This window comes from Aeromonas sp. QDB62 (assembly GCF_027705695.1).
In the GTDB taxonomy this organism is placed as follows: domain Bacteria; phylum Pseudomonadota; class Gammaproteobacteria; order Enterobacterales; family Aeromonadaceae; genus Aeromonas; species Aeromonas allosaccharophila.
The window spans coordinates 145,249-169,023 of sequence record NZ_JAPDCD010000003.1; the positions used below are offsets into that span (position 1 = coordinate 145,249).

The following is a 23,775-nucleotide window of genomic DNA, read 5'->3' on the forward strand; positions in this document are numbered from 1 at the left end:
TTTTGCCTTGACTGAATATCGTAAAACGATAAACATTCGTCCATCCGCATATTGATAAACAATAAACTTCAAGCCATTTCGCCAGCGAGATGGCACCCACCATGAGGTTCATGATGAGAACGACCAAACTCGAACGCCTGAGTGTTCTGATCGAATGGCTGCTACTGCTGGCACTGCTGGCGACCCCTTTGATCACCTTGCTGGAGGTGTGGACCCCCTTCGGTGGCGCCGATTTTCTGCAGGAGAAGCTCAACACCATCTTGAGCCGCCCCGGCATCAATCCTGCCGACTATCCCCTTCACTTCTCCACCCGGCTGCTCGGCACCCTGGTGCAGCTGTTGCCGGATCTGGTCTTTATGATGATGCTCTGGCAACTGCGTCAGCTGTTTCGCGGCTACCGCGCCGGTCTGCTCTTCACCTTCGAGCAGATCCGCCGCTACCGGCAGATCGGACTGCTGCTCTGTACAACCTTCCTGGTCGAATTGATCCTGACCCCCTTGCTGGATACGGTGCTCACCATGAGAGGCCCGGAAGTACTCGGTACCATAGCGCTGAGTACCTCAGATTTCCGGGTACTGCTGGCGGGACTGATCGTACTGGCGCTGGCACTGGTCATGCGCGAGGCCAAACTGCTGGCCGATGAACAGCAACTGACGGTGTGAGGAACGTATGCCCATTATCATCCGCCTCGATGCCCTGCTGGCCGAGCGCAAAATGACCGCCCGCGAGCTGGCCCAGCGCATCGACATCACCGAGGCCAACCTCTCGATCCTCAAGAATGGCCACGCCAAGGCGGTGCGCTTCTCCACTCTGGAGGCCATCTGCCGTGAACTCAAATGCCAACCCGGCGATCTGCTGGGCTACGAGCAGGAGCGCTAACCCTCTTATGAGTCGTCATATCACTCTGTTTGCCCTTTGGCTGCTGCCGCTGTGGGCCTGCGCTGGCAATGACGCGAACGGCCCCCGCTACCTTATCGAGCAGGGCGCCAGCACCAATGTGCTGCAAGTGCGCCTCACCATGCAGGGCAAACCTCCCTTTACCCTGCTCCCCGCTCGTCAGTTGCCGGGCAGTGCCGCGCCAGTTTCCCCCGCGCTGGTCTGCCTTGCAGACAACCAGCCGGTTGCCCTCAACCAGTCCTTCTCCTGCAAAGAGGTTGGCTGGCAGATCACGCTCACACCCGCTCCGGCACTGGGTGCTGATGCCTCGGCCCAACAGTCGCTGCTGTTCGCTCCCAACAAGTGGCTATTGACCGAATGGGGTAACTTTGTGCGCCAGATGGGGAGTCGCCAAGGGAAGGTGTGTCTACCGGATGGCAGCAGCCAACCGCTGCCGGATGTCAACCAACCGCCGCTGATCCTGCCGTTTGGTCTGGACACAGTGCCCGTCACCAAGCCGGATCCGCGGCTGGTGCTGAGCCATGACGAGACCGCCAACCAGCTCGATCTGCCGGCCTTGCAGCAGCAACTGAATGAGATCATCGACTATCTGGCCTTCCAGCTCGATGTGGATCCGCCCACTCATCCATGGCAACTGGTGTGGCTGGGGCGGGATGTGGCGACCCGCTCCCTCGGCGGCGCCGCCGGAGATCAGGTGTATGTCGCCAACTACCCCACCGAGGCTGGTAAACCGACGCCACAGGCGCCCCTGCGCCTGCTACGCACCTCGGCCCACGAGGCCGTGCATATCCTCAGCGCTCGCCGCGCTGCTCCACAGCCCACCTGGGTCGAAGAGAGCCTCGCCGAGTACCTCGCCATCAAGGCACTGCGCCGCTTTCGGCTGCATCAGGTCACGGCGGTCAACGAGCTGGCCGAGCAGGGCAAACAACTGCCCCATAGCGAGAGCGGCCTCTATCGGGCGGCCCGCGAGGTGATGGCGGGCGATCGCTCCTACTACCCGCTCTTTTACGTCAAGGGGAGCGCCTTCTGGGAAGCGCTGGAGCGGGAGCTGCAACACAATGACGTAACGCTGGCCCGACTGCTCCCCCAACTGGGCTGGCTGCCGGATGGCCGCTTTGATGCCGCCTCCAATGAGCTGCTTGCCGGCACCATCGGCTCGGATACCTGGCGCCGGCTCAGCCGCCACTATCTTGGCGAGCAGCAGTAACGCCGCTAACCGCAGCAACGAAAAAGGGAGAGCCGTGGCTCTCCCTTTTTCCAGGTGATGATTCAGACAGAGCTGTATCAGGCCGGAGCACTCTCCTGTGCAGAGGGCGCAAAGGGGCGCAGCCGCAGGAAGAACACTGGCAACACCACCAGCACCATCAGGAAGAAGATGCCACCGCCGATAGGCTCGAACAGTACGCCACAAATCGCCATCAGGGCCGCCACTGTCATGCCGAGGCCAAGGGCCGCATAGAGCGCCTGGGTCGGGATCAACTGCTCGGCAGGCAGCTGGCGAGTCATGAAACGCACCGCCCCGAGATGACTCATGCCAAAGGTGACCGAGTGGAGCAGTTGACCCAACACCAGCACCCATAGCTCGGTCGAGGCCCCCAGCAATACCCAGCGCACCACACAACCGATGGCACCGGCGATAAAGAGGCTCTGGGCGCCAAAGCGCTGCAAGAACCGCTTGTCGGCGGCGAACATGCAGATCTCCGCCACCACCCCGAGCGCCCAGAGATAGCCGATGATGGTGCCGCTATACCCTTGCGCCTTCCAGTAGATGGCGCTGAAACCGTAATAGGCGGCATGGCTCCCCTGCAGCAGCGCGGTCAGCAGCAAAAAACGGCGCACCGGGGCGCTGCGCAGGGTTGCCAGCAAAGAGGCCTTGGCGCGCTCGCCCTGACTATCCTGTGGCGCCGGATAGAGCGGCAGCCAGCTGAGCAGCAGCATCAGCACCAGCCCCGCCACCATAGTGTGCAAAATCCACTCGCTACCGAAGTTACCCACCAACGCCCCCACCAGCGTCGAGGCGACGATAAAGGCAAAGGAACCGCACAGCCGCACCTTGCCGTAATCGAGGTGGGCCTGCACCACCATGCGGGTCGCCAGCGCCTCTCCCACCGGCATCAGGGTCGGATAGATAAAGTTCGCCAGCAGAGTCAAGCCCACCAGCCACCAGAGGTTATGACTGAGGTAGAAGCCGAGAAACGCCAGCAGACTGAGCAGGGAGAGCAATCGGGTAACCGGTAGCAGATGGCCCGCCCCCTTGATCTGCCCCATCACCATCAGGTTGCCGGCAAAGCGGATCGCCATCCCCGCCCCCAGCAGGAGACCAATCATCTCGGCGCTGACGCCCACCCCCTCCAGCCAGAGCGACCAGAACGGCAAGTAAGCGCCGTAGACAAAATAGAAGGCGCCGAAAAAGAGCGCTAACCAGGAGAACGCGGGCATAGATCCTCTGCAACCAGATGACGGGAGCAGAATGATAACCCATCAGCCCCCACAGATCCCGATGGAAACCCCGCGAAGAAAACGAAAAAACTTCAATAAAATTGAACCATTACCGAAGAAGCGGGGTCTACCTGATAACACCTCCTCCTGGTTAGTGTTGCAATCCTTCCACCCGCCCATGGCGGGTTTCTTTTTTTAGGCAAACATCTGCCCTGCTCCATCGTCACAACATGGCGGCCGCAAAAAAGGGGCCGAAGCCCCTTTGATCATCTGCGTCTGTTGTTTGCTCTTTAGAATACGTATTTGACCCGTGCACTCAGGTTGCGGCCCGGTTCGGTCATCAGGCTGTTATCGGAGCCCTCGGCACGACCGGCGATGCGCTCGTAGCTGGTGTACTCCTTGTCAAACAAGTTGAATACCCCGACGTTGAGCTGCAGGTCGGTCATCGGGTTGAACTGGGCGTACATATCCACCACACCCCAACCGGCGCTCTTCACGTAATCGTTGCCTTTGGCATCCTTGCGCACCTTGTCCATGTCGTCGGCAAAGCGCAGCGCGGTGTTGAAGTTCCATTGGGACTGTTCCAGACGCACACCGACCGAGCCGTTCAGCGGGCTCAGGCTGTTGATGTAGTTACCATCCCCATCCTTGCCCTCGATGTAGGCGAGGTTGCCCCAGACATTGACGATATCGTTGAGCCAGTAATCCGCCTTGGCCTCAACCCCTTTGGTAGTCGCCTTGCTCAGGTTCTGGTACTGGTAGACGGCGGTGCGCCCTTGTTGACCCACTTCCACCATCTCGATGAAATCATCGAACTTGTTGTAGAAACTGGCCACTTCATAGCTAAAGCCGTGGCTGTTACCACGTACGCCGAGATCGATGCCGTCGCTGCTCTCCGGATTGAGGTTCGGGTTGGGCTCGATGCGATAGCCGTAAGCCTGATGGTTCAGGGTGGAGAAGGCGCTGTCATACATGGGGGCCTTGAAACCGTGGCTGTACTGGGCGAACAGGTTGGCCGCCTCGTGGGCCTTGAACACCAGACCCAGCTTGGGTGACAACTCCCCTTCGGAGAACTTGTGCAGCTGATCGCCTGTGTATGCGGGATCGTTGTCCGGGGTCATCCGGTAGTAGTCATAACGGGCACCCGGGGTCAGCACCCAGCGCTCGCCAAACTTGATCTCGTCAAAGGCCCACAGCGCGCTGCGCTCGCTGGTGGTAGCCGGGAAGCTCAGCTCGTTGTAGCCGACAAAATCACCAGGAGTGGTCGGCCCCTTGTAACGGGTACGTTCGTTGTCGGTATGCTCGTATTCTGCGCCCCAGGCCAGGCGGTGATTGGAGACCGCCTTGTGGAACTGCAACTGGGCGCCGATGTTCTTCTGATCGAACACGTTGTGATCCAGCGAGTTTTTGGTCACATAGGGGTTGCCGGGGCTGACCGGATACTTGGACGAGGCGTACTGATCCAGCGTCTGCTTGGTGCGACCGAAGTAGACCTTGGTATCCATCCGATCGGCCCAGCCTTGATTCAGTGCGATACCGTGATCCAGCACCAGCGAGAGGTTGTCGGTCTGCTTGTCGGTGATGGGCTGATCGAACACGCGGGCAGTGCCGGTCCCCACCTTGTTGAGCTTGACCGCATCCGGCTCCTCGCCATCGGTCAGGTAGTCGACGGTCAGCTTGAGGAACTGCTCATCGGAGAGGTTCCACTTGCTCTTGAGCAGCAGGGCGTGGGTACCGATGTCGAAGTCGTTCTTGCTGGAGTCGTAATTCTGGGTCACCCCGCCATCACGCCAGGTGTAGCGCAGCAGGTTCTCCACTTCGCCGGTGCGCAGGGCGCCGGTAAAGCCCGCCATCTTCTGGTGGCTGCTGGAGGCGTAACCGCTGGTCACATCCAGATAGCTATCCTTGCCCTTGAGGAAGTCGCTGGCATCCTTGGTGGTGATGGCAATCACGCCACCCAACGCATCGGAGCCGTAGGCCGCAGAAGCGGGCCCCTTGGCCACTTCCACCTGCTTGATCATGTCGGTATCAAAGTAGCTCTGGCCGACACCACCCTTGCTGTAGGCATCGTTCTGGCGCACGCCGTCGCGCACCACCTTGACCCGGTTTTCACCCATGCCGCGGATGACGAAGGTCTGGGCATCCCCCTGACCGCCGAGCACGGTCACACCGGGCTCGTAGCGGAACAGGTCGGCGACATTGGTGACGACCTGCTCTTCAATCTGCTTGGCGGTGATCACCGAGATGGGGCCGGAGACATCTTCCAGTTTTTGCTCCATCCGTGAGCCGCTGACGACCACGACTTCATCCGCCTTCTGGGTGGCAGCAAAGACCTGGGAAGAGAGACCGGCCGCCACGGCGAGGGCAACCAGAGAGAGTGCGTTATGATGGGTCACAGCGAATCCTTATTGAGAACTGTTATCAAACAGGCCGCATATTACCCAGCTCTCGACAAAGATCAACAAGAAACGAAATCATTCTCATTTTGTTTTGAACCAAATTGGTTTTACACTGTCGCCACGTGTTGCCCTTATTCTGTGTTAGCCCCCCGAGATGCACCGGCATCCGGGTATATCTGCCGTGAGATCCCATGATGAGACGACTTCCCCTGCTCGCCCTGCCGCTGCTGTTGGCAGCCTGTGCCACCCCCACCCAGCCGACCGTGTCATCACAGTTGCAGACGCTTTATGACTACCGGCTGAGCAGCGAGGGCGCCGCAGACCTGACGCTGGAGCAGGCGATCGCGCGCATTGCCGACGCCGACATCATTCTGGTGGGCGAGCTGCACAGCCATCCCGCCGTGCATCTGTTGCAATCGCGCCTGCTGAGCGGGCTCTACACCGCCGGTCAGCAGCACGGTCGGCCATTGGCCCTCTCCATGGAGCAGTTCAGCCGCGCCGATCAGGAGACGCTGGATGCCTATCTGGCGGACCAGATTGGTGAAGCGGCCTTGATCCGCGAAGGCAACGCCTGGCCCAACTATCCGAGCGACTACCGCCCGCTGGTGGAATTTGCCAAGGCACACCGGATGCCGGTGATCGCCGCCAACGCCCCCAAACCGCTGGTGAGCTGTGTCGGTCAGGAGGGGGCTGAGTGGCTCGACAAGTTGCCCGCGTCGCGCCGCAGCCAGCTGGCCCGCCAACTGACGCTGGGGGATGATCCCTATCGCCAGAAATTTATGGCCTCCATGCACCACGGCGATGCCGACAGCAACGCCCGCCGCTTCGCCGCCCAGACCAGCTGGGACGACACCATGGCCGAGAGCATGGTGGATTATCTCGCCAAGCACCCGGGCCAGCAGATCATGCATATCGCCGGCAATTTCCACGTCGAGGGGGGGCTTGGGCTCGCCAGTCGCATCGCCAGCCGCAATCCGGCACTCAAGGTGGCGCTGGTCGTGCCCCGTACAGATGAGACCTCTGTTGCAGATCGCGCAGCCGATGTGCAGGTAACCATCATGCCGCTGCCTAAGCGCTGGCAAAACAGTGACGAGATGAAGCAAGATATGGGCGCGCTGCATCAATCCCGCAGTCGTGACTGCAGCCAGTGGCTGCAACCCTAATCTTCAAGGAAACGGCGGGTAAGAAAATGGATGTGTTACTGATCATCGATGTGCAGCAAGGCTTGTTCAACGAGCCCCGTTACCGCCAGGAACAAATGCTGGCCAATATCAACCGGGCGGCGGCCCATGTCAGGCAGCAACAGGGACGGGTCATCTATATCCAGCATGACTCGCCCCCCGGCACCGAACTGGAACCGGGCACCCCGGGTTGGCAGTTGCACAGTGCGCTGCAACCGGCCAAGGGAGAGAGCCGGGTACGCAAGACGGCCTGTGACAGCTTTCTCGACACCGAGCTCGCCTTCCTGCTGGCCGAGCAACCGGTCGATCGGCTCATTCTCTGTGGCTGTGCCACCGATTTTTGCGTCGACACCACGGTGCGCAGTGCCGCTTCTCATGGCTTCGAGGTACTGGTGCTGAGCGATGGCCACACCACCGCCGACCGCCCGCACCTGAACGCGCCCCAGATCATCGAGCACCATCACTGGATGTGGCGCCACCTCAGCCTGCCGGAGGGGCGCAGTGTCACCCTGCTCACCACCGACGAACTGCTGGCAGTAACACCCGCCCTGCAGCCGTGCTAATCTGCGAGCCTCGCCTCGTTTCTCACCGGAGTCTGTTGTGCGCCAGTTGTCTGCCACCCTGTTGTTGATTGTTCCCCTGCTGTCGGCCTGCTCCAGCTTGCCCGGCCAGAAGTATGACGGGCCGGAACCCCTGTTTCTGACCCACATCAACGAGGAGGGGAGCAAGCGGTTCACCTTTGAAGCCGCGCCCAACGACACCTTGCCGCGCGGTCTCTCGGCGGCCCAGAGCCAGCGGCTGCTGGAGCAGCGGGAGGCGTTGCAGGAGAATCTGCTGACCGAGACCCTGGCGACCAAGCAATATTGCCGTCAGGGCTACATCGTACTGAGCCAGACCTCCTGGAAGGTGCGGGGAGAGTGCAACGAAACGGCCACCGACGCCGATCGCCGCGCTTTTCCCAACAAGGCCAGCTGGCAGGATTGAACTGGCGGATGAGATAACGCAATAAAAAGGGGCAGCCAATTGGCTGCCCCTTTTGTTATGACGGCTGTCGTGGTCGACAGAGATTATCAGACCGGCGCATCGGCCGGGCTGGTGAGCTCAGCACCGGTGTCGATGCGCTTGTGCCCTTCCACCAGATGGACGAAATCCACCAGCTCGTCACCGGAGACCGCGAACGCCTGGCCGAAGCCCTTGACGAACAGCCCCTGCTCCGGCTTGAGGCGGAACAATTTGAAATCCTTGAGGTTGGAGAGACCCTTGATGATCTCGCCAAAACGCCCTTCCAGCGCCGCGACCGCCTTGCTCCAGCGAGCGTCGTCACGGGCGACCACTTCGGCCACCGCATCGAAGGTGAGGCGCTTGCGGGCAAACAGCTCGCGGGCACCGATCTCATCTTCGATCAGCATCAGGGATACCCGGGGCACCTGTTGCAGGTTGCGGGCGTGGCGGGCGATCTCGGAGATCAGCACATAGTAGCCATCTTCCTGCAGCACGAACGGGGCATAGCTGGCGTTGGGATTGCCTTCGCCATCGACGGTGGCGAGCTGCAGGGTACGGCAGCTATCGCGAAACTCGCGGATCTCCGGTTGCAGGCGGTTCTGCAGACGCTCCTGACGTTCACTCATGCTTTGACTTCCTCTTGAGAGTTGTGGCGCAGCGCCATGAAACGGGTGACCTGATCGGCCAGCAGCTGGCGTTTCTCGTCGCGCCCCAGATAGACCTTGAACATGCAGCGGCCGGAGTGAGCGAAGAACTGGAAGGAGTGCCCCTCCTTGCCCATGAACAGCTTGCTGACCAGCGCAATCCCCGCCACGTTGTCGAGTTTGAGGTGACCATGCAGCTCACCGTCGCGGCCCATCAGGTTGTAGTAGCCGCGTGCATCCTTGCCTTTCGGGAAGGGGGCTTTTACCTCGAAGATGGAACCTTCTGATTCGACGATGGTGGTCACCGGGCCCCAGTCGGCCAGATCTTCCAGCAGACCCTGCGCGCGATCGGCGGGCAACAGGGTCACCAGCTCGGCGGGCAGATGGCGAACCACCTCCCATTCGCTGATGGCAAGCTGGGCCGCCAGGGTGGACGGATGAGCGCCGGGATCCTGCTCCAGCAGCGCGTGAATGCGTTGTGCAATGCTCATGTTTTCTCCCTCTGCGAGACCATGTTGTCCCGCTGTTTATCATGGCGGCTACTCTAATAAAGCACCGAAACCAATGCAATTGATAATTGCTATCATTATCAGTGCATTTTTTTCAAAGCCTTGATATTCTCGGCGGCACACCCGTTTCATTCACCCCTTCGGAGGTTAGCATGGGCCGTCGTCTTGCCCTCGCCATCACCCTGCTCTGCAGTTCACTGTCCCCCTTCTCTGCCGTTGCCGCCGACGGACAGCAAGAGCGTATCGTCAGTATCGGCCCCGCCACCACAGAGCTCATTCTGGCCCTTGGTGGTGAATCGAGCCTGATCGCCACCGATGTCAGCAGCCCCTTGCCAAAAGGGCTGCCCAAGGTGGGCTATCACCGGGCACTGGCCGCCGAAGGGATCCTGAGCCTCTCCCCCACCCGACTGGTGGGCAGCGACGAGATGGGCCCAGCCCCGACCCTGGATCAGCTGCGCCGTGCCGGGGTCAAGGTGGAGGTGCTGGCTACCGCACCGACCCTCGCCAACCTCAACCAGCGTATCGACACCCTCGCCAGCCTGCTGGGCGATAAAGCCGCTGGCGATCGCCTGAAGGCAGAGATCCAGGCCCAGACCGCTCAGCTGGCGGCGCAAGCCAAACAGAACAAACCGCTCAAGGTCGCCTTCCTGCTGCTGCACAAGGGGCAACCCACCAGCATCGCCGGAGGTGACACCACCGCCAGCGCGCTGGTCTCGCTGGCGGGTGGCATCAATCCGGTCGCCGAGTTGCGCAACTACAAGCCGGTATCCGCCGAATCCCTCATCGAGATGCAACCCGATCTGGTGCTGGTCAGCGGTCGTGACTGGCAGCAATATGCCGATCCGGCCACGGTGCTGGCAGAAGTGCCCGCACAGGCCGCCACCCCGGCGGGCAAGCGCAACGCCATTCACGCCATCGACGGTCACGCCCTGCAAGGGGGCCTGAGCCTCAACTCCCTGCAACAGGCGAACCAGATCGCCCAGTGGATCAAGCAGGGGTCATGATGCGCTTGCCCCTCTCCTGGCTGCTGGCCTTCACCACGGCCGCACTGGCGTTGTTGCTGCTCGGTTCGCTGGCAACCGGCCCCATGGCGCTCACTCTGGGCGAGAGTCTGCGGGCGCTGTTTGCCGGGCAGGAGAGCGGGATTGAGTCGCACAAATTATTGATAGTGCAGGAAATCCGGCTGCCTCGTACCCTGCTCTGCATCGCCGTGGGCGGGATCCTCGGGCTCTGTGGTGCCGTGATGCAGGGGCTGTTTCGCAACCCCCTGGCCGACCCCGGCATCATAGGGGTCTCCGGCGGTGCGGCGCTCGGCGCTGCGCTCGCCATCGTGCTGCTGGCACCACTCGGTCAGCAGTTGCAAACCACCATCGGGATTGGCCTGCTGCCGCTGCTCGCCTTTCTCGGCGGCGCCCTCACCACCACCCTGGTCTATCTGCTCGGCACCCGTGAGGGGGGCACCTCGGTCACCGTCATGCTGCTGGCCGGGGTCGCCATCACGGCGCTCTCCGGCGCGGTGATCGGCCTGCTCACCTATCTGGCCGACGATCAGATGCTGCGCAACCTGAGCCTGTGGCAGATGGGAACGCTGGCAGCAGGCAAACCGGCCGATGTGGCGCTGGCCCTGCTCACGTTGGCGGCGCTGCTGTGGCTCTTTATGCGCGATGCCAATCCCCTCAACGCCCTGCTGCTGGGTGAGGGGGAGGCCCGCCATCTGGGGGTCAATGTGCAGTCCCTCAAACGCCGCCTTATTCTGCTCACCGCAGCGGGCGTCGGAGTGGCGGTGGCGGTATCGGGGATGATCGGCTTCGTCGGGCTGGTGGTGCCCCATCTGGTGCGCCTGCTGGCGGGCCCCAACCATGTCCGGTTGCTGCCACTCTCGGCTCTGCTTGGCGCTGCCCTGCTGCTGGCGGCCGATATGCTGGCGCGTACCCTGCTGGCCCCGGCCGAGCTGCCGGTGGGCATCATCACTGCCCTGCTCGGCGCCCCCTTCTTCATCTGGCTGCTGGTAAAAGGCCGCCGCGCCCTGTGATACGGACTGTTATGCAACCACTCTCATCCGCACTCTCATCCTCACTCTCCGCCCCCCTGTTGAGCTGCAACCGGCTCAGCCTGCGTCGTGGCCAGCGCCAGATCCTGGATGGGCTCGATCTTAGTCTCGAGAGCGGCACCCTCACCGCCCTGCTCGGCCCCAACGGGGCGGGCAAGAGCTCGCTGCTCAAGTGCCTGACCGGCGAGCTGGAATATGAGGGTTCCATCACCCTGTTTGGCGCGGATCGCCAGCAGTGGGACAGCGGCCAGCTGGCCCACCGACTCGGGGTATTGCCGCAAAGCTCCTCACTCAACTTCCCCTTTCTCTGCGAGGAAGTTGTCGCCATGGGGCGCCTGCCCCACAGTGAACCGGCGGCGCGGCGTGACGAGATAGTGGCGGCGGCCATGACCCATGCCGGAGTCGAGCATCTGGCCAAACGGCTCTATCCGGGGCTCTCCGGCGGCGAGCGGCAGCGGGTGCAGTTTGCCCGGGTACTGGCGCAGATCTGGCAGGCACCTTCCCCGACCGAGCAGGCCGAGCAACCCCGCTTGCTGCTGCTCGACGAGCCCACCTCGGCGCTGGATCTGAAATACCAGCATCAGCTGCTCACCATGGCGCGCGCCCTGGCCAGCCGCAATACCGCGGTGCTGGTGGTGCTGCACGACCTCAATCTGGCGGCGCGCTATGCCGATCGGCTGGTGATGCTGGAACGGGGCAAGCTGATGGCCGATGGCACACCTGCCGAGGTGCTCACCCCTGAGCTGATTGCCCGTCTCTATGACTATCCGGCCCAGGTGATCCACCACCCCGAGAGCGGCCTGCCGATGGTGGTGTGAAGGAGGGGCCGCCGCACGCGAAGACAAACGCTTTTATTTGCCTGCATCTATTTGCCTGCTATTTGCCTGCGTCCCGCCCCTCAAACTGCATTAAAATTCATCATCGCCAGATATGTGGTGTGAATATCCTCACACTTTGCTCAGGCAAAACCCCCGCAGCATCACCGTCTACTTATAATGGCGCCGCCTCACAGAAGGCATAACTCATTGATGCTACGGAATAATTACAATGAAAAATATCAACAAAACCCTACTGGCTGCCGCCATCTCCCTCGGGATGCTGGCTGGCTGCAACAGCGACAACGACTCAAAGGCAGCTGATCCCATGGTTCGTTTTGCCACCTTCAACCTCTCTTTTGACCGCACTGCCGCCGGTATGCTGACCGGTGAGCTGGCACTGACCCGCACCGAGCAGGATGCCCTGCTGGCCCGCCTCGCTGAAGGAAGCCTGAGCGGCGCCACTGAAACCAAAGCCAAGAACGTGCAGCAGATCCGCAACGTGGCGGAGATCATCCAGCGCACCCGCCCGGATGTGTTCCTGCTCAACGAGTTCGACAACGACGGCAAAGGCGAGAGCACTGCCGACCTGAAAGCCTTCAACGACAACTATCTGGCCCACGCCCAGCACGCGGAGGTGACGTCCATCAGCTATCCGGTGATGCAGAACTTCGCCACCAACACCGGCCTGATGAGCGGTTATGACCTCAATCTGGATGGCAATATCAACAACGGTCCCGACGATGCCTGGGGCTTTGGCAACTACCACGGCCAGTACGCCTTTGCGGTGATGTCCAAATATCCGATCGATACCAAGCAGATCCGTACCTTCCAGCACTTCAAGTGGAAGGATATGCCGGGCGAGAAGAACCCCATCATCGATGACTGCAACAATCCCAAGGTCAAGATCCCGGCCAGCCGCCAGTGTGGCGACGCCTGGTATTCAGATGCAGCCTGGCAGCAGTACCCGCTCTCCTCCAAGAACCACGCCGATGTGCCGGTGCTGATCAAGACCGAGAAGGGTGAAGAGGTGATCCACTTCCTGATCTCCCACCCGACGCCGCCGATCTTTGCCAACGCGGCACGCCATACCGTCAAGCACAACCGTGCCGAGATCGCCTTCTGGAACGACTACGTCAAGGGTCTCAACTACATGACCGATGACAAGGGCACCAAGGGTGGGCTGGCCAAAAACGCCAAGTTCGTTATCGCCGGGGATCTCAACGCCGATCCGCAAACCGGCGACGGTGACCTGACAGCCATTCAGGCGCTGCTGGACAATGCCCTGATGAATCAGGCCATCACCAATGGCACCCTGATCCCGGTCAGCGAAGGGGGCCCGGAGTGCGTCAGCAAGGGGGCCGACTGCAAGCGCAACCTTGATCGTCCCAACCCGGAGCGCATCACCAACTCCAGCGTACTGCAGCTGGATCACGTCATCCCCTCTGCCAACCTCAACGCGGTCAAGAGCGGCGTCTTCTGGCCTGCCAGCTTCGAGGCCGGTTATCACCTAGTCTATGATGCGAAACTCGGCATCGCCAAGGGAGTCAGTTCGGATCACCGCATGGTCTGGGTCGATCTCAAACTCGATTGAGCCACCCACTGACCATCAATTCGGGGGCCTCTTGGTCCCCTTTTTGTTGCCGCAATATCGCCACGTCTGTCGCAGGCTCAAGCACCATGCTGAGTAACCAGACAGTTACCGCCCGCCACGGCGTCAGGCGATTCGGCAAATCGTGCGCTGCGCCACCATTCCGATAACCCTGCCTTGCAAGGGGGTATGGGGTTTGCTAATACTCCGCGTCCATTAAATGACCAACCATTACCGGGGCAACGAGCCGTGGCGTTTGAACAATTCACTCTGGTGATCTCGCTGTTCCAGCAGCTCTGCGTCTATCTGGTGATCGCCTGGCTGCTCTCCAAGACGCCGCTGTTCATGCCGCTGACTCAGGTGACCCTGAGCTGGCCCCACAAGATCCTCTGCTACCTCATCTTCTCCGGCTTCTGCGTCATGGGCACCTACTTTGGCCTGAGGGTCGAGGACTCCATCGCCAATACCCGCGCCATCGGCGCCGTGCTGGGGGGCATCGTCGGCGGCCCGGCCGTGGGACTGCTGGTGGGGCTGACCGGCGGCATCCATCGCTATTCGCTGGGGGGCTTTACCGCGCTCGCCTGCACCTTCTCCACCATCGCCGAAGGGCTGCTCGGCGGGCTGGTACACCGCCACTTCGTCGCCCGCCACCGGCTCGATCTGCTGTTCAGCCCCTGGGTGGTTGGGTCGGTGGCCCTGGTCGCCGAGCTGATGCAGATGGGGATCATATTGCTGGTGGCCCGCCCTCTCGACGACGCCGTCCACCTTATCGAGAACATCATCGCCCCCATGCTGGTGGCCAATACCCTGGGGGCCGCCATGTTCATGCGGATGATCCTCGATCACCGCGCCATGCTGGAGAAATACTCGGTTGCCTTCTCCGCCCGCGCCCTCAAGATCGCCGAGCGGGCGATGCGGGTGCTGGACAAGGGCTTCACTCAGGAGGCGTGCCAGCAGATGGCGCGCATTCTCTACGAGGAGACCGGGGTGGGCGCGGTGGCCATCACCGATCGGGAGAAGCTGCTCGCCTTTATCGGCATCGGCGAGGATCACCACCTGCCAGGCACCGCCATCAACTCTCAGCACACTTTCAAGGCGATCCAGCACAACGAGGTGGTCTATGCCGATGGCAACCTCATCCCCTACAGCTGCACCATCCACCCAGGCTGCAAGCTCGGCTCCTCGCTGGTCATTCCGCTGCGGGGGGAAGAGGGATCCGTGGTGGGCACCATCAAGCTCTACGAGCCCAAGCGCAAGTTCTTCTCCTCCATCAACCGCACCCTGGGGGAAGGGATCGCCCGGTTGCTCTCCGGCCAGATCCTGGCGGGCAAATACAACGAGCAGAAACGGCTGTTGGCCCAGTCGGAGATCAAGCTGTTGCAGGCACAGATCAATCCGCACTTCCTGTTCAACGCCCTCAATACCCTGTCGGCGGTGATCCGGCGCGATCCCGAGAGCGCCCGCACCCTGGTACACAACCTATCCACCTTCTTTCGCAAGAACCTCAAACGGCAAGGGGACGAGGTTACCCTGGCCGACGAGCTGGAGCATGTGAACGCCTATCTGCACATCGAGCAGGCCCGCTTCGCCGAGCACCTGAGCGTGCAGATCCATATTCCCGAGTCGCTGCTGGAGTACCGGCTGCCCACCTTCTCCCTGCAACCCATCGTCGAGAACGCGGTCAAGCACGGCATATCCCAGATGTTCGAACCCGGCCTGCTTACCCTGACCGCCCGGGTTGAGGCCCAGCGGGTGGTGCTGGAGGTGTGCGACAACGCCGGGCTCTATCAGACGAAGCAGGAGGGGAGCGGCCTTGGCATGCACATCGTGGATCGGCGCATCAAGGCCCGTTACGGCGCCGAATACGGGGTCGCCATCGACTGCATCCCCCATCAATCAACCCGGGTGAGGATCACCCTTCCCCTGCAGGAGAGCCCATGCTGACCGCCCTGATCGTTGACGATGAACCCCTCGCCCGCGAGGAGCTGCGCCTGTTGCTGGAGCAGGCGGGCAATATTCGCCTGCTGGGAGAGTGCGCCCACGCCATGGAGGCACTGCCCGCCATCCATCGCCTCAAACCCGACCTGCTGTTTCTCGACATCCAGATGCCGCGCATCAACGGGCTGGAGCTGGTGAGCATGCTGGACCCGGACTTGCGCCCCCACATCGTCTTCATCACCGCCTACGACGAGTTTGCCCTGCGCGCGTTCGAGGAGAATGCCCTCGACTACCTGCTCAAGCCGGTCACGGCAGAGCGGATGAACAAGGCGCTGGAGCGCATCCACCGGTTGCTCTCTCCAAAAGGTGAGCTGGCGGGCCAGCCGCTGCCGGATCCGACCCGCATCGCCCAGCCCCTGCGCAGCATCCCCTGCAGCGGCCACAACCGCATTCTGCTGCTGCCCCTTGGCGAGGTGGAGTTCATCCACAGCGATCTCACCGGCAACCGGGTGATCAGCGGCCAGCAGCAGGGCACCACCGAGCTGACCCTGCGCACCCTGGAAGAGAAAACCGGCTTCGTGCGCTGCCACCGTCAGTACCTGCTCAACCCGGGGCAGATCCGCGAAATCCTGCTGCTAGACGGCGGGCTGGCGGAGGTGGTGACTCAGGGCGGCCACAAGGTGCCGGTGAGCCGCCGCTACCTCAAACCCCTCAAGGAGCTGCTCGATATCCCCTGATGGGGCGGGACGCGTCATCCCGCTCCTGCTCTGCCAGCGACCACTTACCCGCTGACCACGACCGTCGGCACTCCCGTCAAACCACTCGGGGTCGCTTTTCTGCCACTCGCGGGCAGAACCCGGCCACTGACCTTTTCTTCGCTCCCCTTTCCCCACCGCATGAGTAGAGTGCAGCCTGAGCCCGGCCAGACTGGCCACAGGAAAAGGAAACTCCCCATGCAACACGCAATCACTTTTGTCATTGCGGCCCTCTGCATCCTCGCCATTGCATATCGCCTCTACGGCGTGTTCTTTGTGCGCAAGGTGCTGCAGGCTGACGACAAACTGGTCACCCCCTCCCACCAGCTGGAAGATGGCAAGAACTATGTGCCGACCAACAAGTGGGTCAACTTCGGACAGCACTTTGCCGCCATCGCCGCCGCCGGCCCGCTGGTTGGCCCGGTTCTGGCGGCCCAGTACGGCTACCTGCCGAGCTTTCTCTGGCTGCTGATCGGCTGCGTTATAGGCGGCGCGGTGCACGACACCGTCGTGCTGTTCGCCTCCATGAAGCATCAGGGCAAGTCCCTCTCCGAGGTGGCGAAGGCCGAGCTCGGCCCCATCGCAGGCTGGTGCACGGGTCTCGCGATGCTGTTCATCATCACCATCACCATGGCGGGTCTCTCCATGGTGGTGGTACACGCGCTGGAACGTAACGCCTGGGGCGTGTTCGCGGTGTTCATGACCATCCCCATCTCCATGGTGGTGGGGATCTGGCACAAGCTGACCGGCAACCTGCAAGCCGCCTCCTGGGTCGGGTTTGCCGCCGTGCTGGCCTGCGTCTTCTTCGGCCCCTACGTGCAGGAGAGCGCCTTCGGTGCCTGGCTGACCCTGCGTGCCGAGACCATCAGTCTGGCGCTGCCCATCTACGCCTTCTTCGCCACCGCGCTGCCGGTCTGGCTGCTGCTCACCCCGCGCGGCTACATCTCCAGCTTTATGAAGATCGGTGTATTTGGTGCACTGGTGATCGGCGTGATCTGCATCAACCCGGAGATCCAGTTCCCCGCCATGACCCAGTTTGTCCACGGCGGCGGCCCGGTACTGGGCGGCCCGGTCTGGCCCTTCATCTCCATCACCATCGCCTGTGGCGCCATCTCCGGCTTCCACGCCTTTATCGGCTCAGGCACCACCCCGAAACTGGTGGACAAGTGGAACGACATCCTGCCGGTCGCCTTCGGTGCCATGCTGGCCGAGTGCGTGGTAGGCGTGATGGCACTGATCGCCGCCACCGCCCTGCACCCGGCCGACTACTTCGCCATCAACGCCACCCCGGAAGCCTTCGCCAAACTGGGGATGCAGGTGGTGGATCTGCCGTTCCTCTCCCAGGAGATCGGCATGGATCTGAACGGTCGCACCGGCGGCGCCGTTACCCTGGCGGTGGGCATGTCCTACATTTTCACCAAGGTGCCCTGGTTCAGTAACCTCGCCTCCTACTTCTTCCAGTTCGTGGTGATGTTTGAAGCGGTGTTCATCCTGACTGCCGTCGACTCCGGCACCCGGGTCTCCCGCTACCTGATCCAGGACTTCTTCGGCGAGTTCTACCCGCCCCTCAAGCGCATCGACTGGATGCCGGGCGCCATCGGGGCCAGCGTGCTCGCCTGCGTGATGTGGGGGTATCTGCTGATGTCCGGCGATATCGGCTCGGTGTGGGCGCTGTTCGGGGTCTCGAACCAGCTGATGGCCTCGGTGGGCCTGATTATCGGTGCCACCATCATCTTGCGGCTGGCCAGCAAGCGCCGCTACATGCTGACCTGCCTCATTCCGCTGGCCTACCTGTTCGTCACCGTCAACTACGCCGGTTACTGGATGATGAGCAACGTCTACTTCAACGCCGCTGCCAAGGGTTACAACCCGATGAACGGCATCATTTCCCTCATCATGCTGGTGCTGGGGATGCTGATCCTGCTCTCCGCCCTGCGCAAATGGAGCGAGCTGTGGAAGCTGCGCCAGCAGCCCTCCTACAAGGTGGTGGAAGCGACCGCCTCCTGATGTGCAAGTTGCTTTAGCCCTGACATGACCCCGCTGCAGCGGGGTCTTTTTATTGGTGCTGGCTGGCGAGTTGACCACGGCTCATTAATCCACCGTTTGGCATTGAGTTATCCATCCATAGCCGTTGAATGGACCCCCTGATCACAGAACCGCCGCGCCAATGGTGGTAGCATGCCTCCTCTTGCCATCCGGCCGCACGGCGGATCCGGTGGCCCTCCCTCCTCCGCTTTCACTTTTTGAGGACGTATTGATGGAACTGCTTCTGCTTAGCAATGGTAAAGCCAACGAATTTCCGGGTCTGCTCGGCTGGGCCCGCGACCGGGTGCAGAGCCTGCTGGCCCGCAAACCGGTCAAGCGCATTCTGCTCATCCCCTATGCGGTGATCCGCAGCGACTGGGATGCCCGCGCCAATGATCTCACCGAGAGCCTCGGGATCGAGACCATCAGCATTCACCACTTCGACGATCCGGTCGATGCCATCAATCAGGCCGACGCCATCTTTATCAGCGGTGGCAACACCTGGCGCCTGAATCAGCTGCTGCATGAAAATGGCCTCGTCGTGCCGATCCAGCGTGCCGTACGCGAACGGGGCGTCCCCTATGTGGGCTGGAGCGCCGGTTGCAACGTGGCGACCCCGAGCATCCGTACCACCAACGACATGCCGGTCTGCAACGCCGCCGTGCTGCCTGCGCTGGGGCTGTTCCCGCTGCAGATCAACCCGCACTATCTGGATGCCAGCATCAGCGGCCACATGGGCGAGACTCGCGACGAGCGTCTGGCCGAATTCTGTGCCATCAACCAGAGCGAATACGTCGTAGCCCTGCGCGAAGCGAGCCTGCTTCAGATCAGCGGCGATACCGTTGAGTACTGGAGCGCCCGCGATCAGGACTTCAAGATCTTCAAACACGGTCAGGAGCCGCAAGCCTTTATGGACGCGAGCCCGCTGGCCGAGCTGACGCCGTTCAAGGTGCGCTGAGCGCCACCGGCAAACGGGTCACTCACAACACCGTAGAAACGACAGAGGGATGGCCGGCGCCATCCCTCTTTTTTATCCAGTTTTTCAGCTGGTTGCAGCCTGATTACTCCCCCTGCAGGGTCACCAGCACCTTGCGAGCACCGCCATCGATGCGATGCTCGCCAAGCCAGATCCCCTGCCAGGTGCCGAGCGCCAGCTGACCATCGCGAACTGGTAGTAGCAGGCTCACCCCGAGCAGGGAGGATTTGATGTGAGCGGGCATATCATCCGGCCCCTCATAGGTGTGGCGATAGTAGAGAGCATCTTCCGGCGCCAGCCGGTGCAGATGGGCCTCCATATCGCTGCGCACGCTCGGATCACAGTTTTCGTTGAGGGTGAGCGAGGCGGAAGTGTGTTGCAGCAGCAGGTGAGCCATGCCGACTCGGTAATCCGCCAGCATCGGCAGCTTGGCCACCAGCTCGTCCGTCACCAGATGAAAGCCCCGCGAACGGGGCTTCAGGGTCAACAGGCACTGCTGCCACATCAGACGTATTCCATAAAGACGCGGGAGGTGAGTTTGGTGATGAGCTCGTAGGGGATGGTGCCAATCTCGTCGGCCACCCGCTCTACCGGCAGCCCCTCGCCCCACAGCACAGCCTCGTCACCGGCCTTGTCGGTCGCACCTGGGCCGAGATCAACGGTGCTCATATCCATGGAGACACGCCCTACCAGCGGCACGATGCGACCGTTGATCAGCACGGAGGTGCCATTGGGCGCCATGCGCGGATAGCCGTCACCGTAACCGATGGCGATCACCCCGAGCCGGGTATCACGATCCGACACCCAGTTGGCGCCGTAGCCCACCGGCTCGCCCGCCTTGTGATCCCGCACCGCAATCAGCTGTGTTTTGAGGGTCATCACCGGCTGCAGGTCGTAATCGGCCGCCACCGTGTTGGGGAACGGGGAGACGCCGTAGAGGATGACGCCGGGGCGAACCCAGTCGCAGTGGGAGTCCGGCCAGGCCAGAATGCCCGCCGAGTTGGCCATGGCCCGCTCGCCCGCCAGCGGTGCCGTGAGACGGCTGAAGAGATCGATCTGCTCGCGGGTGGTGGATTGTTCGAGCTCATCGGAGCGGCTGAAGTGGGTCATGATGTTGAACGGCTGCACCACGTTCTTGCACTTGCCGAGTCGCTCGATAAAGGCAGGCATCTCGTCGGCGCGCACCCCGAGGCGGTGCATGCCGGTGTCGAGCTTGAGCCAGGCCACCACGGGGGCTGGCAGCTCGACCTGCTCCAGCGCTTCGAGCTGCTCCCAGGTGTGAACCGCCGTTTGCAGGTTGTTGGCCGCCAGCACCGGCAGATCATCGGCGGAGAAGAATCCCTCCAGCAGCACGATGGGCTTGACCACGGCGCAGGAGCGCAGCATCAGCGCCTCTTCGATGCGGGCCACCGCATAGGCATCCGCATCCACCAGGGTGCGGGCGACCGGCAGCAGTCCGTGGCCATAGGCGTTGGCCTTGACCACAGCGATGATCTTGCAAGCGGGAGCGTGGCGCTTGACCACGGCGAGGTTGTGGCGCAAGGCCGCAGTGTTGATTTGGGCAGTAGCCGCTTTCATGGTTTTCCCTTACGAGGGCACAAATGGTCTCCCCCTCATCGGGCCGAAGACCGCCACTCACTTATCGTCGTCGAAGGCCGGACCGGCATAATTGTCGAACCGGGAAAACAGGCCCTGACGGTTGGCCGCTGTCTGCTTGGGCTATCGGTCAGGGCAGTCGTGGTGATGGCTAATCCCCCATCACCCTGGGTTTACATCAATAGTCGTCATCAAACGCCGGACCGGCGTAGTTGTCGAACCGGGAGAACTGCCCCTGGAAGGTGAGGCGCACACGGCCGATAGGGCCGTTACGCTGCTTGCCGATGATGATCTCGGCAATCCCCTTGTCCGGACTGTCATCGTGATAAACCTCATCACGATAGATAAACATGATCAAGTCCGCATCCTGCTCGATGGAACCCGATTCACGAAGATCCGAGTTGACTGGGCGCTTGTCGGCCCGCTGTTCCAGGCTTCGGTTCAACTGGGAGAGCGCCACCACCGGGCACTGCAGCTCTTTCGCCAGCGCCTTGAGGGAGCGGGAGATCTCGCCGATCTCCAGGGTACGGTTGTCAGAGAGCGCCGGCACCCGCATCAGCTGCAGGTAGTCGATCATGATCATCGAGAGGCCACCGTGCTCCCGGGCGATGCGGCGGGCGCGAGAACGCACGTCGGTCGGGGTGAGGCCGGAGGCGTCATCGATATACATCTTGCCCTTCTCGAGCAGCAATCCCATGGTGGAGGAGAGACGGGCCCAATCCTCGTCGTCGAGCTGACCGGTACGCACCTTGGTCTGGTCGATGCGACCGACCGAAGCGAGCATACGCATGATGATCTGCTCGGAGGGCATCTCCAGCGAGAAGATGAGCACCGGCTTGTCGGCGGTGAGGGCCGCGTGCTCGCAGAGGTTCATGGCAAAGGTGGTCTTGCCCATGGAGGGACGGGCCGCCACGATGATCAAGTCCGAACGCTGCAAACCGGCGGTCATCTTGTCGAGATCGCCATAACCGCTCGACACCCCGGTCACCCCGTTATGCGGGGTCTTGAACAGCTCTTCAATCTTGTCGACCGTCTGCTCGAGGATCAGCTTGAGGGGCTGGGGCCCCTCATTGGCGCTGCTGCGCTGCTCGGCAATCTTGAATACCTTGCTCTCGGCCAGATCGAGCAGATCGCCGGAGGTACGGCCCTGCGGCTCGTAGCCCGCTTCGACTATCTCGTTGGCGACCGAGATCATCTCCCGCACCACCGCCCGCTCACGCACGATCTCGGCGTAGGCGTTGATGTTGGCAGCACTCGGGGTGTTCTTGGCGATCTCAACCAGATAGGCGAAGCCACCGGACTCCTCCAGCTGTTCGGAGCGTTCCAGCTCCTCCTGCAGGGTAATGAGGTCGATGGGGTTGCCCGCGTTGGAGAGGCGGGTCATGGCCTGGAAGATCAGCCGGTGCGGGCGGCTGTAGAAATCCTGATCGATCACCCGCTCGGCAACCCGATCCCAGGCATCGTTATCCAGCATCAGGCCGCCCAGTACGGACTGTTCGGCCTCAAAAGAGTGGGGAGGAACTTTCAGCTGTTGTGTCTTGGCGTCTTTTTTCGCCGTCACTTGCTCTGCCATACACATAAAAACCGCAGCGGGAAGGGGACGGGAATTTTACAAAAGAAAGCCAACTACGGCGAGCCCTATCTGGCGGCTCATACCATCATAAAAGGCCAGACCAGGGTCGGCTCACTCTTGTTGCTTTTGATTTTGCTACGCATTTTGCGCTCCTTGCGACTCAATCGCCTGCTTTTCATGCTGTGTACTCCTGCTCTTGACGCCTGATGACCAGACAACTCGTTCATGAATAATTCATGCCAACAGTGATATTGATGAATACAAGCTGCGACACATTTAGGGACAGGCAGCCTGCCATGCGCCTTGCTGAGCTTGCCAAAGCGGAGCATGCCCCACCCACAGACGAGAGTGAAAAGAGTCAAAATGAAAAAGATGCTGACCCTGTTTGCCGTGATCCTGGCCATTGGCCTGGGGGCACCTCACGCCGAAGCCAAGAAATTTGGCGGCGGCAAATCCTTTGGTAAAAGTTACAAAACTGCGCCGGCCCAGCCTGCGGCCAAACCGGTCGACACCAAGAACCCGGCACTGGGTGCCCAGACTGCGCCGAAAAAGAGCGGCATGATGGGTGGCCTGTTGGGCGGCCTGCTGGCCGGTGGTCTGTTTGCCTACCTGCTGGGCAGCGGTGCCTTTGAAGGTCTGCAAGGAATGGACTTCCTGCTGATTGCCCTGCTGGCACTGGGTGCCGTGTTCCTGTTCCGTGCCATGCGCCGGGGCAAGGTCGCGACGCCACAGCCACAACAGGCGGCCTATGCGGGCTATCAGCCACCGCAATCCGCTGCCCCGCAGCAGTTCGAGCAGAGCAACAGCGCACCGCAAGCCACCGGCTTTGCCGACAGCGACGTGCCGTTCCGCCTGCCGCCAGGCTTTGACATGAACAGCTTCCTGGCCGGAGCCCGCGATCACTATCGCACCCTGCAAGAAGCGTGGAACAAGAACGATCTGGAAAAAGTGCGCGAGTACGTCAGCCCGGAGCTGTTCGAACAGCTCAAAGCCGAGCGCGCCGAACTGACTGGCGACCAGCACACCGAAGTGATGTACGTCGACACCCAGCTGGTACGCGCCGACTACGGCAGCGACTGGGCTCAGGTGAGCGTACGCTTCAGCGGCCGCTATATGGACCGTCAGGAGCAGGTTGAGGAAGACATCAAAGAGGTGTGGCACCTCGAGCGCGATCTGGCCAAGAACAATGCCCCCTGGCATATCGTCGGTATCGAGCAGCTGTAAGGCTTAGCGCCAATCAGTGAATCACTAGGCAATAGCCAGTCAGTTAAGTCTGACTGGCTATTTTTTTATAGGGCACAAAGCGACCAAATAGAGGCTGGCGCTGGCTCGTCATAACTGTTGGGGCGTGAAGTAACATGGTCATATTGTGCTGATGATGACAC

22 protein-coding genes are annotated in these 23,775 nt (G+C 61.6%); 15 read left to right on the top strand and 7 right to left on the bottom strand.

All coding sequences use genetic code 11. The features are described 5' to 3' along the window. Positions 1-113: 113 nt before the first annotated feature. The 3 genes from OKC27_RS02680 to OKC27_RS02690 are packed head-to-tail and all read left to right on the top strand — an operon-like array spanning position 114 to position 2,104. A complete protein-coding gene (locus OKC27_RS02680) occupies positions 114-662 on the top strand; it encodes a DUF2975 domain-containing protein (protein ID WP_182939785.1) in 549 nt (182 codons plus the stop codon). Between the two features lie 7 nt (positions 663-669). Then, on the top strand, positions 670-879 hold the full coding sequence (locus tag OKC27_RS02685) for a helix-turn-helix domain-containing protein (RefSeq protein WP_005335250.1): 210 nt from the start codon (positions 670-672) through the stop codon (positions 877-879). Between the two features lie 7 nt (positions 880-886). Next, positions 887-2,104: a hypothetical protein gene (locus OKC27_RS02690; protein ID WP_182938116.1), complete on the top strand. Its 1,218-nt coding sequence runs from the start codon at positions 887-889 to the stop codon at positions 2,102-2,104. A gap of 77 nt (positions 2,105-2,181) precedes the next feature. On the opposite strand, the gene OKC27_RS02695 is transcribed toward OKC27_RS02690, so the two are convergent. Beyond that, entirely contained in the window at positions 2,182-3,336 is a 1,155-nt protein-coding gene (locus OKC27_RS02695) for a 3-phenylpropionate MFS transporter (protein ID WP_111805191.1), read from the bottom strand. A gap of 290 nt (positions 3,337-3,626) precedes the next feature. Next, a complete protein-coding gene (locus OKC27_RS02700; RefSeq protein WP_182938117.1) occupies positions 3,627-5,732 on the bottom strand; it encodes a TonB-dependent hemoglobin/transferrin/lactoferrin family receptor in 2,106 nt (701 codons plus the stop codon). 194 nt (positions 5,733-5,926) lie between these two features. Between OKC27_RS02700 and OKC27_RS02705 the strand changes: the two genes are divergently transcribed. From OKC27_RS02705 to OKC27_RS02715, 3 genes are read left to right on the top strand one after another with little or no spacing between them, the layout of a single operon-like run. Beyond that, positions 5,927-6,898 (top strand): ChaN family lipoprotein, encoded by a 972-nt coding sequence (locus OKC27_RS02705; RefSeq protein WP_042658524.1) that lies wholly within the window; start codon positions 5,927-5,929, stop codon positions 6,896-6,898. 26 nt (positions 6,899-6,924) lie between these two features. Then, the gene (locus OKC27_RS02710) at positions 6,925-7,479 is read left to right on the top strand and encodes a cysteine hydrolase family protein (RefSeq protein WP_042658523.1); all 555 of its coding nucleotides are present in this window, start codon (positions 6,925-6,927) and stop codon (positions 7,477-7,479) included. A 37-nt stretch (positions 7,480-7,516) separates the two neighbouring features. Further along, a complete protein-coding gene (locus OKC27_RS02715) occupies positions 7,517-7,900 on the top strand; it encodes a hypothetical protein (RefSeq protein WP_042658522.1) in 384 nt (127 codons plus the stop codon). A gap of 86 nt (positions 7,901-7,986) precedes the next feature. On the opposite strand, the gene hutZ is transcribed toward OKC27_RS02715, so the two are convergent. Together hutZ and hutX are read right to left on the bottom strand one after the other, a co-directional pair. Continuing rightward, complete coding sequence (hutZ, locus tag OKC27_RS02720; RefSeq protein WP_075114040.1) at positions 7,987-8,544, bottom strand: heme utilization protein HutZ; 558 nt, start codon at positions 8,542-8,544, stop codon at positions 7,987-7,989. After that, the gene (gene hutX / locus OKC27_RS02725; protein ID WP_075114039.1) at positions 8,541-9,053 is read right to left on the bottom strand and encodes a heme utilization cystosolic carrier protein HutX; all 513 of its coding nucleotides are present in this window, start codon (positions 9,051-9,053) and stop codon (positions 8,541-8,543) included. Before hutX ends, hutZ begins: the two co-directional genes overlap by 4 nt. 170 nt (positions 9,054-9,223) lie before the next feature. Between hutX and OKC27_RS02730 the strand changes: the two genes are divergently transcribed. From OKC27_RS02730 to pepE, 8 genes are all read left to right on the top strand, one after another. Further along, complete coding sequence (locus tag OKC27_RS02730; RefSeq protein ID WP_270805918.1) at positions 9,224-10,075, top strand: heme/hemin ABC transporter substrate-binding protein; 852 nt, start codon at positions 9,224-9,226, stop codon at positions 10,073-10,075. Beyond that, entirely contained in the window at positions 10,072-11,103 is a 1,032-nt protein-coding gene (locus tag OKC27_RS02735) for a FecCD family ABC transporter permease (protein ID WP_075114037.1), read from the top strand. The genes OKC27_RS02730 and OKC27_RS02735 overlap by 4 nt, the downstream gene beginning before the upstream one ends. A gap of 11 nt (positions 11,104-11,114) precedes the next feature. Then, positions 11,115-11,939: a heme ABC transporter ATP-binding protein gene (locus OKC27_RS02740; RefSeq protein WP_182938118.1), complete on the top strand. Its 825-nt coding sequence runs from the start codon at positions 11,115-11,117 to the stop codon at positions 11,937-11,939. Between the two features lie 229 nt (positions 11,940-12,168). Then, positions 12,169-13,530, top strand: a complete 1,362-nt coding sequence (locus OKC27_RS02745; RefSeq protein ID WP_075114035.1) for an endonuclease/exonuclease/phosphatase family protein — start codon at positions 12,169-12,171, stop codon at positions 13,528-13,530. 246 nt (positions 13,531-13,776) lie between these two features. After that, complete coding sequence (locus tag OKC27_RS02750; protein ID WP_182938120.1) at positions 13,777-15,471, top strand: sensor histidine kinase; 1,695 nt, start codon at positions 13,777-13,779, stop codon at positions 15,469-15,471. Then, positions 15,465-16,202, top strand: a complete 738-nt coding sequence (gene btsR / locus OKC27_RS02755; RefSeq protein ID WP_182938121.1) for a two-component system response regulator BtsR — start codon at positions 15,465-15,467, stop codon at positions 16,200-16,202. Before OKC27_RS02750 ends, btsR begins: the two co-directional genes overlap by 7 nt. A 216-nt stretch (positions 16,203-16,418) precedes the next feature. Further along, positions 16,419-18,227, top strand: a complete 1,809-nt coding sequence (locus OKC27_RS02760; protein WP_033114626.1) for a carbon starvation CstA family protein — start codon at positions 16,419-16,421, stop codon at positions 18,225-18,227. Positions 18,228-18,477: 250 nt separating this feature from the next. Next, a complete protein-coding gene (pepE, locus tag OKC27_RS02765; protein ID WP_182938122.1) occupies positions 18,478-19,203 on the top strand; it encodes a dipeptidase PepE in 726 nt (241 codons plus the stop codon). 103 nt (positions 19,204-19,306) lie between these two features. On the opposite strand, the gene OKC27_RS02770 is transcribed toward pepE, so the two are convergent. The 3 genes from OKC27_RS02770 to dnaB all read right to left on the bottom strand — a co-directional run bounded on the left by OKC27_RS02770 (position 19,307) and on the right by dnaB (position 22,390). After that, the gene (locus tag OKC27_RS02770) at positions 19,307-19,726 is read right to left on the bottom strand and encodes a secondary thiamine-phosphate synthase enzyme YjbQ (protein ID WP_182938123.1); all 420 of its coding nucleotides are present in this window, start codon (positions 19,724-19,726) and stop codon (positions 19,307-19,309) included. After that, positions 19,726-20,799 carry an alanine racemase gene (alr, locus tag OKC27_RS02775; protein ID WP_182938124.1) on the bottom strand — a complete coding sequence of 358 codons (1,074 nt, stop codon included), beginning with the start codon at positions 20,797-20,799 and terminating at the stop codon, positions 19,726-19,728. The genes OKC27_RS02770 and alr overlap by 1 nt, the downstream gene beginning before the upstream one ends. A gap of 196 nt (positions 20,800-20,995) precedes the next feature. After that, complete coding sequence (dnaB, locus tag OKC27_RS02780) at positions 20,996-22,390, bottom strand: replicative DNA helicase (protein WP_033136212.1); 1,395 nt, start codon at positions 22,388-22,390, stop codon at positions 20,996-20,998. A 363-nt stretch (positions 22,391-22,753) separates the two neighbouring features. On the opposite strand from dnaB, the gene OKC27_RS02785 reads away from it, so the two are divergent. Continuing rightward, complete coding sequence (locus OKC27_RS02785) at positions 22,754-23,614, top strand: Tim44 domain-containing protein (protein WP_058053005.1); 861 nt, start codon at positions 22,754-22,756, stop codon at positions 23,612-23,614. The last annotated feature ends 161 nt before the right edge of the window (positions 23,615-23,775 follow it).